This is a genomic window from Bacteroides coprosuis (assembly GCF_020741705.1).
Classification (GTDB): domain Bacteria; phylum Bacteroidota; class Bacteroidia; order Bacteroidales; family Bacteroidaceae; genus Bacteroides_E; species Bacteroides_E coprosuis.
Map to the genome: position 1 here is coordinate 1 of NZ_DYYK01000040.1, position 13,934 is coordinate 13,934.

The following is a 13,934-nucleotide window of genomic DNA, read 5'->3' on the forward strand; positions in this document are numbered from 1 at the left end:
TCTGCTATAATACTTCTTATCAATATACATCCCTTTATAGGTACTATGACAAAACAGCAACATGATGATTCCAAAAGGTAAGGCAGTAATCAATGTCATAGTTTGCATCGTTTCTAAGCCATCCAGATTGAGTAGTATCAGAGCTAAGACGGATAGCAAAGCACCCCAAAATACATTTTGCCAGATAGGAGATTTCTTGGCATTCTTGGAGGCAATGTTGTTCATCACAAAGATGGCAGAGTCTGCCGAGGTAACAAAGAATACAAATATTATGAATAGAGTAAGGGCACTGACCAAGGTTTTCAGAGGGAAATACTCCAAAAATCTAAAGAGCAACACATCTGCCTTACTAGCCATACCCGAAAGTGCTCCACTTGCCACGTGTTCATCAATCCAGATGGCACTATTTCCGAAGATTGTCATCCATACAAAAATAAATAGAGATGGAATAAACAGCACAGCCATAATAAATTCACGAATGGTTCTTCCTTTTGATATTCGAGCAATAAATAGCCCTACATAAGGCGACCAAGAGATCCACCATGCCCAGTATAATATAGTCCAATTATAATGCCAAGGCAAACGCTCGGGTTCGTAAGCATAGGTATTAAATGTATATTCAAAAAAGTGAGAAGTATAATGTCCAAGTCCTTCAATAAACGAACGAAGTAGATAAACTGTCGGACCAGTAAAAAGAATAAAAAGCATTAATACCACAGATGCTATCACATTAATCTGGCTAAGGTACTTCACTCCTTTATTCAGTCCACTAGAAGCAGATAGCACCGCTAAAGACATAATTATTACCACCAACATTATCTGAGTTCCAAAGCCAATATGAGGGATAATACCCATGGCTTCCAACCCAGCCGATAGCTGAATCACTCCCAATCCTAGAGAGGTGGTTAAACCAAAGAAAGTGGTACATAGTGCAAAAATATCAATTACATCTCCTACTTTACCTTGTATTTTATCTTTAAAGATAGGGTAAAAGCAACTACGCAAAGAGAGTGGAAGCTTATAACGATAAGCAAAATAAGCCAATGATAGCCCCACCGTGCCATAAATAGCCCAAGCATGAATGCCCCAGTGAAAGAACGTATAAGTTTGAACTCGCTTAAGCAGTTCTGAGTGATCGAGTCCTTGCAAAGAGGGTTCAACAAAATGGCCAAGGGGTTCGGCAACTCCAAAGAACATCAAGCCAATTCCCATTCCTGCTGCAAACAACATGGAGATCCAAGAGAAGAAAGAATATTCTGGCTTGGAACCAGCTCTACCCAAACGAATCTTTCCATATTTACTCACGGCTAAGAACAGTAAGAAAAAGATAAATACGGTAACAATCGTGACATACAACCAATTGAAATTGGTAGATATGGAATCTTTTAAATATCCCAACACTTTCAACGCCTTTACTGGGAATAATCCACAAAATAAGGATACGCCAATGATAAAAATAAGGCTAGGAATCGTTATCGTTTTATTAAAACTAGAGTAAAAAACTTTGTTCTTTTTTGCCATCATATATTCTTTTCAAATTTCGGAAATGGTAAAGATAATAAAAACAAAAAACTCTATTTTGTTATTTTGTAAGTAAATAGCCCAACTAAAAGACTATTTTAACAAATCAAAATCAATAAAACTCATAAATAAAACAATATAGGCTATCAATATGAAACTATCATTTATCATAGTCATACTACTGAAGCCAATATTCTATACTAAATATTTAGTAGAAAGACACTCTACAAAATATAACTCATTACAAAACTAAATTGTTTTTATTTTTTAATAATCTTTAGGATTAAACGGAGAGAAAACAAAGTGGCCGACAACTCCCTTCTGAGCTGTTTTCTTGTTGATATAAACATCCTAAAACCTTTTTTGCATTTTTATATCCACATAATCTTCCCTGATTTGGGATCTAAAATGCTCTACTCAGTTCATAGTTGAGCCAACTCTGACAAATGGGGTTATTTAAACTCTTTATGGTATGAGGTTTCATCTCCTCGCACCCAATAGACCATTTGTAGAAACGTATAGGGATGTTTATCTACCTGATGCGAATATTCGTGAACGGGCTCAAAACCCAATCTACGTACTAAGGATAATGCTCGATGATTAAAAAGGGGGAGATCTACCCGAATGACACTAGGATGACTGCGTTTTACTATAAAATCGATGCCAAAGGGCATAAACTGGATTCCCCAGCCTTTGCCCGTCCAACTCGGTTTCATGCCGCAATCCATATCAACAATACCTTTTTCATTTTCTTTAAAACTAAAAAAACCAATTAGTTCACCATCCGCAAAGACACTAAAGTAATCGTCTCTACGGGACTGAACAGATAGAAACTGAGCAAATTCATGGGTATTGACATCTCTATCGTAAAAAGCATAGACCCCGTCGTAATGCCAATTTGCTGCAATCTCCTTTGCCTCTGGTTGAGTCATGGGTAGAATGTTAAGCTTCATAGTACACGCTATTTAAGATAAGGCTAATAAAGGTATAAATTATGAAGAAGAACTCCCTCCTTTTCTTCCAATAATTTATTCTTTTATTTAGACTCAAAAGGGTGAACTTAGCTCTTTACTCAAGGAAAAATTAAGATAAATGTATTCTACACTATACATTATTGCCTTTTTTGTACACTATAGTATACATTCTAAAGAAAATAGTCTGTTATAAGTCAAAGGCTGGAGACATTGATTCTTGTTCAATGGAAGAAATTTTTAAGGTCCTTGCTCTGTTTCTCCATTTTTGGACACTCCTTTTTACTCGATCTATTATAAAGTGAGCCTCCTCTGCTTTCAACCGAAAGTATTCTGCTTGTTCCTGAACTAAGTCCAGACTTAATGAGTTATCAGTATCAGAAATATTCAATTTCAAACCCATACCGTATGGATTGGGATTAATATCATAGGCGGGGGAAAGTATCCAACCTTTATCTGTTAAAAGAAAGCCGTGATTCCGTAGATGATCGTCCGTGTTTTTTACACAAATAGAGAAGACAATTCTTCTAAATAGTTCTTCTAAATCCTCTTTTACAGATGCACCGTATTGAATGATAAACTCTACAATATCTAGATAACTGACTCCCGAAGTATAATCGTCTCCATCGGTATTGCCTAGCAAAGTCATGGCCGAAGCAAAGTGAATGCGTGAACCCTCTCTTCTTCTATCAAATCGCTGGGTAAGGAATGTATGGTTATTAGAGTTGAATTTTCGAACCTTAGATTGCGCCATTTTCACTCCTGCATCTAGAGCCAATTGATAGGTGAGGAACTCCCATAAACCTATATCAAACTGATCATTTACGCTAGGAAACTTAGCTATCCACAAAGAATTATCTGTATCTAAGACATTGACTTTTGGGCGAGCACCTCCTAAAGAAGAACCTGGGGTAATCAATATATTCAGCCATTTAGCCAAACTAGGATCATCTTGCAGGAGTCCTTTTTCAAAAGCCAAACTAGCATTTTCTAGTTCTCTTATTTTTGTGATGGGAGGTGTCGGTTGGTTATTGTTATTATCTAAAAAATCTCCGTCTATATCAGTTTTAAATCGTAATGCTCCCATTCGAGTTTGATCATGAACTCCCAGAAGATAATCGGATTCATACAGACGTTTATTTTCTTTTTTCATCTGGCGAGCCTTGATACTTTCTCGTCTTTGCATTAAAACTCTCCCCCATCTATCGGGAGAAGAATCGAGAAACAAACCGAAATTAGTTTTTTCCTCATCTGCATTATGTTGCCTACCCGAAAAGAATCGTAATTCAGGATCAAGAATACGAGAGGTATTAGATTGTAACCAAAGGGCATCGTACTCGAAAGAAAAGATTTCTTTGCCTCTCACCACATCTGCATAGAGTGTCCCCATAAGTTGGGCTTCCTTATTTTCCAACCAATCCGCGAATACATAAATTACTTTTTCCATATCCTTAGACTCTTTTATTTCATCAACTCTTTGTCTCTTAGTTTTCTACCTAGTTCATCGTCTTTGGCTATGTTGAGTAAATCTTTCTCTAAACCCAATACAAATAACACTTTGACATAAGTTTCTAATGAGGTTGAAGGGTTGCCCGACTCTACTTTTTGAAGAGTAGCACGAGTTATTCCTGCACGATCTGCCACTTGTTCCATGGTGTACCGACGACGTAATCGGGCTAGTTTGATGTTTTCACCCAACTGATCAAAGATTCTTTTTACTCTTGGCAATAAAGTCATAGCATCCTTTTTGTATTCTACACTATACAAATATAGTCTTTTTTGTACACTACAGCATACATTCTAAAGAAAAACATGCTTGAAGGGAAGAACTAAATCTCTTTCTTTTCCGTGTTTGTCATTCTATCGTATTCTTAAATAATTTGTGGATCCAACTTTAAGCTATTGCAGTCTTTTTCTCAATTCCTCTATCAAAAAGGGGTTTAATGCTGCATCTTATCTATATCTTTCTTCTTTTTACTCCTCATTTTCAGCAGATTCTTTTAACTTTGGAGGTATCTAAATGCCCCACTCTATGAAAAAATACCGTACAACTTTTCACTCCATGCCCTTAAAGGTATTTTTGTGTTTGCTATCACTCACTTTTATGGCTAGTCTATGTCACGATTTCAACGATGGGCAGACGGTTGATGAGTACATTCGGGAAACTTATACTCTTCAAGAGGACTATTTTTTAATGAACAATCATTATCCTGAATATCAATCTCTTGGAACTATCTTTCAGCCTCAACAGTGGAGAATGGTTAATACGGATGAAGTGGATCTGCTTTATGGTTTTTATCAAGGTAAGTTGTGGCTAAAAATCTATGAAAAAGAGAGTAATCTGCTGTTAGCCGATTTCACAACGCAAGAAAAGGTGTATCAAGTAGCAAAGAGTGATTCTGATTCAGATTCAGATCTGCCACACATCATAAATCGGATTGACCTCGATAACGTTTATTGGAATGATGAGTGGCTCGTATTTACGCTCAAGAATGAATATCCAAGTGCAAAGAATCATAAAGTAACAGATACTCAAATCAAGCTATATCAAGTGAGTTTAGAAAATGGAAGTTACTACACAAAGGTACTGACGGAGAGCCAACCCACAGAAACTTCAGCATCGTATATTGAGGGACTGACCATCTGGGACAATGGTGTGTTGGTACAGCTTTCAAATGCTCGTATGGATGAGGAGTACCCTATGCATCGCTTACTCTACATCAATAGTCAAGGAGAAATAGAGATGAATGAACCCATCAGTTTGATAAGGTCTATGAATAGCCACCGCTACATACTACCCATCAGTAGAGAGGAAATGCTTGTGTGGGAGATGGCTTATTTTCCATATAATAAGGAATACAACCCTCTATGCAACTATAGATATTCTAAGTTATACCGTTTTCATTTAAAGCAAAAGGGATTGGTATGGATAGTAGATAACAGCTCCTATTCTAACACCTACTTTTATTATGGTATTCGGGCATACCATGGGTATATTCAGGGTAACCAAGGCATCTATCAATATCAACTCATCAATCCCTATTCTGATACACAGGGTTCAAGAAGGTTAATTGTAGATTTGGAGACTGGAGAGTCTTATCTAAAATCAAATTCTCAATAGTTGGAAAGTAAGGTATCCAGAGTGGTAAATGACTCCTACCTATAAGCATAAAGCCATTGAAGCCCAAAACGATAGCACACCTATAACCCTCATGAACCTTGTCCGTATTTCTTACGTTATTATAGAAGCTACAACAGATTTTATAAAAACTATTAATCATAAACAGTCCGACAATGGAAAGATATGAAGAGCAACCCAATTTTTTTTGGGTAAATATAGATCAAACCCAACTAACAGAGCGTGAAGGTAAGTTTGCTAAGCAACCCTATGGTTTTCTTTGGCATTCGGAAGAAGAACAAGGGTTGGAAGACAACCCACTACCCATTATGGAATTGGTAGAGCCTGGTGATATTATCTTTTTCTACACACAAGGACATATAGAATATTTAGGCATCGCCCTAAACAAATGCTATTCTTCTAAAATACAAAAAAAGATTGTGGAAGAGGGTGATAGTCAAGGTTGGCGAATCGACATCGACTACTCTTTTAAGGTTGATCCTCCTATGCCTATGACTCCCAATATGGGGGCAATTGCTCCTATATTACCTGCAGAAGGTTCTCCAATATATGAAGATGGCACTCCGAAACCTCAATACCTCACACACCTTACCTACAAACTAGGGTATCTTTTATTACAGATATGCAAGGCAGAATTGCCCTATAGAACTTTAGCCGACGGACCCGTTACAGCACAGGTACGCACTTGGAGTAAAAACCATGAGATAGCCGATGTGGTAGAAGACATAGAACGAGTACAAAATGAGGAACTTTTATCGGATGAAGAAAAACAAAATCTGACGGATGCCCGACTGGCTCAAGGTAACTACTTATTGGAAGTAAAAAAAAGATATGAATGCTGCCCCATAACTCGGATCGATTTCTACCCTAGCCTATCTATCTGTCGTCCTAAACCTTGGCGAGTATGCAGTTCCACAGAAAAGCTCGATCCATACAATAGTATTGTGTTGGCAAAACACCTTGCCCCTCTTTTCAATAATGGAGTAATTAGTTTTAAAGAAGATGGTGAGTTGATGGTTTATCCCCTGCTAGAAGAAAAGTTTGAAGAGTATCACATTCCACGCCCTCTACACATAGATCTTCCTGCCGCGTGTCAACCCTACATGAAGTGGCACAGAGAGAATGTCTTTAAGAAATAATCCTCTACTCTTTTTCAATCCTAAAACATTTTTTGGGGAGGGGTAAGAATATACTTTGACACCGACATGAAGTGATCATGACACCGACATGATGATACGATGACACCGACATGAAGTGATCTTGCCCGAGTAGAAAAAGGAGCCTACAGCTCTTCAGAGCTAGAAAAAGGATCAAGCCTATCTCATTTATTTTAGATAGGCTTATTTGCATAAAGTACAAGTGCTAAGATTGCTCCATTGACCCAAATAACAAGTTACCCAAACAGTCGTTTTTCCCACTCCTTCAAAGGCTTGAGTTGAGGAGAAGGCAACGTAAGTTGGGCATCAAGCAAAGCTAAAAAATGAGAAGCCAGCACACGAGAAGGTTCTCCCGTTTCATAATCGAGCAGCACCACTACTCCCTCCGATCGAGAATCTTCATGCAGTTTTATGGCTATTTCGGCAGAATCAGAATAAGTGCCAATTACAAAATAACCCTTCTCCAAAGCCAAAGTTCTTAGAGAATTATTCATTTCTACGACTATGTTATACCACGAATGAACGGGCTTGGGATACAGCACAATATCCATATCCCAAAACAGTTTATAGTGATGTTTGCAATGTAGATATCTTTTATACGATTCGGGTAAGGTAATAGAAAGTTCTCTTTCTAATTGAGCAATGTCATCAGAGGAAACTTGATTATCAATACTTTTCCATAATTTATCTTTGGGAGAGATCAAGTTTACTACATGATCTTTTCGTTCGGGCTGGGTAATCTTCATACGCAAAGGCAACTCTCGAAGAAGAGCAAAATCAAGATCATCTACCATTTCTGGTTCTACATCACCTTCATAAAAAGGGAGATAGCCCAGATACTCTTTGCAAGGCTCCATCCACTGGAGACATTGGTCTATATATTGTTCAATAATCTTTTCCATAGCAGCTCTACTTCTATCCCTTGATTTGTAAATTCACAACACACATAGCTCCTTGTCCACAAGATAATAAAAAGAGGAGAAGATGTTATGCTATTTATGATATTTTAAGCCTCAACTAACTGACTAATTGCTAGATACAAAAAGCCCATGATTGCCATACAACCATGGGCTCCTCTTACCTTGTTAACGAGCATTAATAAAGTAAGATTTTTTCTTTTACTGATTGACTTCCACTTTTTGCAATACACGCATCACGCTATCGTATTATTTTGAGAATCCTTCATAAAACAGACCTTGGTCTATTACTTTTATTTTAACACATATCGGTGCATAAGGTTCAGTCTGAATTGGACTAAATAAGGTATAAAGAGATTAATTTTTTGGGATATCATCCACAAACTCATATACTTTATCCCTGACATCAGGCTTGAAAGAAAGAACCTCATGTTCTCAAACCAATTCACCCGAAAGCTCTTATGGCTTAAGGTCAAAGGCTTCGAGCCCATTAATAATAAAGAGTGTTCCACCCTGCCCTTGTACCAAATCACAACTATCATTGGCATAGTGAATCCCCCGAGAAGAATTCTGCCACCGCAATACCGTTTTATCTCTCCCTAAGTGAACTTTGGCTAAGCCTTCATTTAAATAAAAAGAGACATCTAATAGCTGTCCGTACTTATCTGAGTAACTCTCATTCACGATAGTAGTAGGCAAAGTAGATCGATGATAAAAGATATTTTTCCCCTTTCGAGTCAGGAAATGTTCCCCCTTTACCTCCATATATTCATACTCTTTATTGGCATACAAGAGAATAGAATCGGCTTGTTTTTGCTGTAGTACGGCTGATTTATCTTTATACTGAATGATCAACTCCTCATCCAGGAGATGGAAAGACAAATTGAGAAGCATTCCCGTGCTATCTACCAAACTTTTATGGATAACATCTAGTGAAGCCATTTCAACAGGTGCTAAATTACTCTTTTTATGCTTCTTACTCTTTACCACGGTATATACTGCTGGTAAAATAAGAACCATGCACGACTGTAGCAAAGGTATAACCAATGCTATGGCAATAATTATCAAAACTTTTCTCATCCTCAAATTTGAAAACTAGGCGTATTTCTTTAAAAAACAGATAAGAAAGAAAATAGTTTTAAATACAATTAAAGTTTTGATATTATTAAATTTACCGAAGTCTAGAAATGAGACTAAAACGGTATTCAGACTAATATACAGGCATTATACTAAGTATTGTGTGTTCTTTAATTGCATCATTTCATTCGGAATCGAACTGATTATCTCTCTTTTAAGATGTCCTAGTAAAGTATGACGTACAAAATCGGCAGGAATTACTAGGCGTACCTCACGAGCAGGACGAGGCACAGCAAAAGGACGCACTAATTCTTGCTGACAAGTATTCAACTGCGACAGAGACAACTCGGGGATAATGGTAACTCCCCTTCCACTCTCCACCATACGCATAAAAGTTTCCATACTCCCCAGTCGATACGCTTTCCGACTATCTTGCACCCCTTTAATATGACAAAACTTCACCAGTTGGTCCCGAAAACAATGCCCTTCATCGAGCAGCCAAAGATGCTTACCTGTAATGTCGGAGGTACGAATCACCTTCTCCTTAAAAACAGGTTCGAGGGTAGAAACGTAACCATAGAACTCCTCATAAAACAGAGGTTCGGCAATAAGCTGTTTATTTTCGGGCTGGGTAGCAATAATTGCCGCATCTAAATCACCTTTTTCCAAGGCCAATTCAATATCAGCACTCTTCATTTCACTCACTTGCACATCTAGTTTGGGGTAAAGCTCTAAGAAATGAGGATAGAACCGAGGCAATAGATAAGGTGCAATAGTAGGTAAAATACCCAGTCGGAAGGTTCCTACCATAGCGCCTTTCTCTTCATCTACAATCTCACGAATATGTGCAGACTGATTTAATACCTGTCGAGCCTGATCTATAATTCTCTCACCAATAGACGTAGGACAAACAGGCTGTACATTTCTATCGAAAAGTTTGACACCCAGTTCCTCTTCTAGTTTCTGAATCATAGCGCTCAAAGTAGGTTGGGTAACATGGCAATGCTCAGCAGCTCTACCGAAATGTCTATGCTGATTAACAGCCAAAATATATTCTAATTGTTGAAGTGTCATCTATATCATTTTAGAGGTTGATAGATTTTATCTATACAAAGATAGATTTTTTCAGTTTGACACCAAGTGTTTTATGCTCTATATTTGCATCAAACAATAAGAGAAAAACAAATTAACGAACATTTAAAAATAGAGTTATGAAAACATTAGATTATATCAAATTAAACGAAGCAGGTTCAAATAAAGTGATTGATTCACTTCAAGTTTTATTAGCAGATTTACAAGTTTATTATACCAACCTACGCAACTTCCATTGGAACATCAAAGGTAGAGGTTTTTTCCAACTACACGAAGCATTTGAAAAAATGTATGATGATGTAAACGAGAAAGTGGACGAAGTAGCAGAACGTATATTAATGCTAGGAGGTGTACCCGAAAACAAATTCAGCAACTACCTAAAAATAGCAAGAGTGAAAGAAGAAGATGTTCAGAGTGATGGTATGAAAGCCATAGAAAACATTCTAGAAACCATCAGTCACCTTATCGTAGAAGAACGCAAAATCATAGAAATAGCTGGCGACAACAAAGACGAAGCTACAGTATCTATGATGAGCGACTACCTAGTGGAACAAGAAAAATCAGTATGGATGCTAACCTCATTTATGAGCAAGTAATATCTTGAGTCCAAAATAAGTATATTAATTGTCTCAAAGAGGCTGTCTAAACTAGGCAGCCTCTTCTTTTTATGGATCGGAGATAGACGTTGTAACACAATAAAAAAAGCCACCTCTCACGAGGCAGCTCCTTTACACGATTCATTATATACTAATTAAAATCGGTATCTGAAACTTAATGCAAAGCCAGCATACCAATAATCATTGTATCCATTTGTAAAATTGATGGTTGGTTTCCAATCTAACCCTAGCGTAAACGGTGCAGTAGGGAAAACATATTCTAAACCAGCAATACCATCAACACCAATTAAGAAACTATTATTATAATCATTCTTATTATGATGAATAGCTCCCAAGTGTGCACCCAATCCTAAAAACCAATTCAAGTTATCTACTGAAGGAAAAGGTCTTTGGAATTCATACAACCCCGTTACCTGAAAATGTTTTGGAGAAAAACTCACAATTCCTTCAATTGCATTGTCGGAAGAGAGAAAGTGCTTTGCAGTGATACCACTATCGTATCCCAAACGGATACCCACTCCTGTTTTATAGCCTTGCGCACTAACACCCACAGAGCAGATGATTAATGTAAGAGCTAAGAGCATTTTTTTAATCTGTCTCATAAACTAAACTTTTAAATTATTATTTTTTTTAATCGTTGGTATATGTTTCAATTTATCTAAACAAGATAAGCCTATAGATGTTTACTCTTTCTTGTAATAAATAGATTTTACAATCACTTTGATGTAAAATAACCCATAATCCATTTCGATAAGTTTAGTTAGTGGGGTAAATATAGTGAAAAAGTATAGTAAATATATATATTTTGCGTATTAATAACTATTTATCTTCCAAAACAATAGTTCCTATATCGGTACTTTTACTATAAAAATGAACTCCTTCTATCCATGCATTTTCTAAAACAACAGATTCGTGTCCGTAGTAAGACTCATAAGGGTTTTTGAAAATACGATATTCAGTTTCTAATAAAAGTGGTCGTTGATTTTTCTTAAATCGGAGATAAGTGCGTGTCATCACCGTCTGATTACTTCTCTTCTCATAAAACACCTCCTTATTTTGTTGGTATTTATAGTACTCATAGTGAGTTACTAAACCTTCAACAGGTATCTGAGGCATGAAAGACATATAATATAATCCACTCTTTTCATGTAAATGAATTTCAACTCCTGCATAGGCCTTATTAAAGCTATTGTTGAATGAGTAGTTTATTTGAATATCGGTATCTTTTATCGCAGTTGGCGATTCTGGATTGAGCATATCATGACCTTCTGCATCCACAACATAAGCGGCCATTTTTGTAATCATCGTTTTGTACACCACTGGCTGACATTCGTTGTCTCGTTCACAAGCGGTCAAGACCATTCCTAAACAGATGAAAAGAGAGTAGATATAAAACGTCTTTTTCATAGCACCTATCAGTTTTTAATGTTATAGATATAAAAGTATAAAATAGCTTTGTCAAATAAAATTTAAATAGATGGGTTTAATAGGAAATCAGCTTTATTCCAAAATACAAGCTAAGATATTCCTTCTAAACATATTTCTCTTTTTTCTTAATCCTCTTCTACTTTTGTTCTACACTTTGGAGATCCTTTCTCTTGCAATCTTTTTGTATTATAACCTTTCCTATCGCTGTAAAGAAGAGCTATAGGAGGTAATTTGTAGGTAGGGAATAAGTCGTATTTTCTGATAAATTGTATTTTTGAGGAAATGTAAAAACAATAATCTTATGGAACAGATAACGCTTATAGGATATTCAGGGGTTCCTTATCTATTTACTCTTTTACCACTTTCGGTAAGCTTACCACAAACTGGGGGTGTTTATGTGTATATGTATCACGATACGCATTCGCGTAGATACATCTATTGTGGACAAAGTGATAGTTTGGAAAAGGAGTCGACAATGAGCGATAAGAATTATTGCATTTTAGCAAGTAGGCCCAATTGCGTGGCAGTACTCCTTGAACCCACCCAAAAGAAACGTTGTTCGATAGAGAGAGATATTATGGACAACAGTGAGTATAGCTTTTCGTGCATTCACCTTATGGGAAAAGATTGCGAAGAGACTAAGGCTTAACAAAACAGATTCTAAACGATCAGTGATGCACAAAAGGTCAACGAACACTCAACACTCGTTGACCTTTTACTTTTGACTAAAAGATGATTTATTTCACTTTATATCATTCTAATATACTATAAAGCCCATATTATGTGACAAATAGTAAATATCAGAGCGTGTATTTGTTAAAGTGCTGAATATTGCTATTTTATGAGTGTTATTAATCATGATTCACTTAGTTAAAGATATGATAAAATTGGGCGAAAAATTAAGAGTTAGTGGAGCTTCGGGTAAAGAATATTTCTTTGAAAAATATTTCATTCATCGAGCTTTTAAACCTCACTTTGAAGCAGAGAAAGGGATATACCTTTTTTTGAAGAAAAAGAATAACGGGAAATACGATCCTATTTATGCTGGACAGACAGACCAACTGCATGAGTGTATTAATCGTCGAGATAAAGGGAATTGTGTTGTGAAATGCCGACCCAATCGTGTTTGCATTTTAGATGAACCACTAGAAACAATGCGCAAAAATGTATTGGAGGATATTCTAGCTAATGAGAAGTACGAGTTCTCTTGCAATACCCTGATTGAAGAAAGTATTTCTATTTAAAACAATTATACTCTTATTTATAAAAGTAAAGCGAGTTAAGACCTTTTATAGGGTGTTAACTCGCTTTACTATTTTAATAATTTATTCTACGTATCTGCCATTCATAAGGTTCTCCTTCTTTATAACAGATGCGTGTGGTCCAGTTTCCTTTATGATCTACTTCTTCATACTTATATTGATATAAGATGGGGGCTTGATGAGGGTTGATCTGTTTGTAACTCACCTCTCTTTTTTGTTTATACTTATACTCTTCTACCTGCATACCCTCTGCACAGGGAGTAAGGATATGCAAAGGTTGCCCATACCTATTTCTCTCTTCCTGATAGGCTTCTTGTTCGCCTTGCTGGGCATAGGTATGCCGCCCTCTTTCTTGAACCCGATAAAGTTCTGGCAATAAAGTTCCATCTTGATAAACCTGGTAATGAAGTCCTTTACCATCTTGCTCAACAAGCATTTTAGTAAGGGTGGAAAATCGGTCTTTCACCTCTTGATGTAGCATCACGCCACTACGGTCGAACGAGTAAAACACACGCTTAAAATCGTTGGATAGGTTGTCATCTACTTCGATATAGATTACTCGTCCACTCTCATTAAAGTACGTGTTTATATGTTGTTTCATTTGTCCTTTACTCCCTAAGGAATAATCGTAGATGGAAACTTCTGTACTCTTGGCACGTGTCAGCAAATCACCAAAATATCGCACGAGCTGCTTTCTTGTGGCATAGGCTATCACCCATATAGGTATAAAAAGGAGTAGAAGATTTTTGAGCA

At 36.8% G+C, this 13,934-nt stretch carries 15 protein-coding genes; 5 read left to right on the forward strand and 10 right to left on the reverse strand.

Features of this window, described 5'->3' with window-relative positions; genetic code table 11:
- The 4 genes from K8V80_RS02520 to K8V80_RS02535 all read right to left on the reverse strand — a co-directional run.
- The coding region (locus K8V80_RS02520; protein WP_276775233.1) for a BCCT family transporter at nt 1-1,521 on the reverse strand (1,521 nt) is incomplete at its 3' end.
- A gap of 452 nt (nt 1,522-1,973) precedes the next feature.
- The gene (locus tag K8V80_RS02525; protein ID WP_006745264.1) at nt 1,974-2,474 is read right to left on the reverse strand and encodes a GNAT family N-acetyltransferase; all 501 of its coding nucleotides are present in this window, start codon (nt 2,472-2,474) and stop codon (nt 1,974-1,976) included.
- 208 nt (nt 2,475-2,682) lie between these two features.
- A complete protein-coding gene (locus tag K8V80_RS02530) occupies nt 2,683-3,939 on the reverse strand; it encodes a type II toxin-antitoxin system HipA family toxin (protein ID WP_276775236.1) in 1,257 nt (418 codons plus the stop codon).
- A gap of 14 nt (nt 3,940-3,953) precedes the next feature.
- Nucleotides 3,954-4,229: a helix-turn-helix domain-containing protein gene (locus tag K8V80_RS02535; protein WP_276775238.1), complete on the reverse strand. Its 276-nt coding sequence runs from the start codon at nt 4,227-4,229 to the stop codon at nt 3,954-3,956.
- 295 nt (nt 4,230-4,524) lie between these two features.
- Here K8V80_RS02535 and K8V80_RS02540 point away from each other — a divergent pair, with 295 nt between their 5' ends.
- Nucleotides 4,525-5,613 carry a hypothetical protein gene (locus K8V80_RS02540; RefSeq protein ID WP_276775240.1) on the forward strand — a complete coding sequence of 363 codons (1,089 nt, stop codon included), beginning with the start codon at nt 4,525-4,527 and terminating at the stop codon, nt 5,611-5,613.
- A gap of 173 nt (nt 5,614-5,786) precedes the next feature.
- Nucleotides 5,787-6,770, forward strand: a complete 984-nt coding sequence (locus K8V80_RS02545) for a hypothetical protein (RefSeq protein WP_276775242.1) — start codon at nt 5,787-5,789, stop codon at nt 6,768-6,770.
- A gap of 254 nt (nt 6,771-7,024) precedes the next feature.
- On the opposite strand, the gene K8V80_RS02550 is transcribed toward K8V80_RS02545, so the two are convergent.
- The 3 genes from K8V80_RS02550 to K8V80_RS02560 form a co-directional block, all read right to left on the reverse strand.
- The gene (locus tag K8V80_RS02550) at nt 7,025-7,690 is read right to left on the reverse strand and encodes an SMI1/KNR4 family protein (RefSeq protein WP_276775245.1); all 666 of its coding nucleotides are present in this window, start codon (nt 7,688-7,690) and stop codon (nt 7,025-7,027) included.
- Between the two features lie 474 nt (nt 7,691-8,164).
- A complete protein-coding gene (locus tag K8V80_RS02555; RefSeq protein WP_276775247.1) occupies nt 8,165-8,785 on the reverse strand; it encodes a hypothetical protein in 621 nt (206 codons plus the stop codon).
- A gap of 144 nt (nt 8,786-8,929) precedes the next feature.
- A complete protein-coding gene (locus K8V80_RS02560) occupies nt 8,930-9,856 on the reverse strand; it encodes a hydrogen peroxide-inducible genes activator (protein ID WP_276775248.1) in 927 nt (308 codons plus the stop codon).
- 137 nt (nt 9,857-9,993) lie between these two features.
- Here K8V80_RS02560 and K8V80_RS02565 point away from each other — a divergent pair, with 137 nt between their 5' ends.
- The gene (locus K8V80_RS02565) at nt 9,994-10,470 is read left to right on the forward strand and encodes a Dps family protein (RefSeq protein WP_276775250.1); all 477 of its coding nucleotides are present in this window, start codon (nt 9,994-9,996) and stop codon (nt 10,468-10,470) included.
- A 155-nt stretch (nt 10,471-10,625) separates the two neighbouring features.
- On the opposite strand, the gene K8V80_RS02570 is transcribed toward K8V80_RS02565, so the two are convergent.
- Nucleotides 10,626-11,093, reverse strand: a complete 468-nt coding sequence (locus tag K8V80_RS02570; protein ID WP_276775252.1) for a hypothetical protein — start codon at nt 11,091-11,093, stop codon at nt 10,626-10,628.
- Nucleotides 11,094-11,310: 217 nt separating this feature from the next.
- Nucleotides 11,311-11,898 (reverse strand): hypothetical protein, encoded by a 588-nt coding sequence (locus K8V80_RS02575; RefSeq protein WP_276775254.1) that lies wholly within the window; start codon nt 11,896-11,898, stop codon nt 11,311-11,313.
- 322 nt (nt 11,899-12,220) lie between these two features.
- On the opposite strand from K8V80_RS02575, the gene K8V80_RS02580 reads away from it, so the two are divergent.
- The gene (locus tag K8V80_RS02580; RefSeq protein ID WP_276775256.1) at nt 12,221-12,568 is read left to right on the forward strand and encodes a hypothetical protein; all 348 of its coding nucleotides are present in this window, start codon (nt 12,221-12,223) and stop codon (nt 12,566-12,568) included.
- A gap of 208 nt (nt 12,569-12,776) precedes the next feature.
- The gene (locus tag K8V80_RS02585) at nt 12,777-13,163 is read left to right on the forward strand and encodes a hypothetical protein (protein ID WP_276775258.1); all 387 of its coding nucleotides are present in this window, start codon (nt 12,777-12,779) and stop codon (nt 13,161-13,163) included.
- Between the two features lie 73 nt (nt 13,164-13,236).
- Here K8V80_RS02585 and K8V80_RS02590 read toward each other — a convergent pair.
- The coding region (locus K8V80_RS02590) for a hypothetical protein (protein WP_276775260.1) at nt 13,237-13,934 on the reverse strand (698 nt) is incomplete at its 5' end.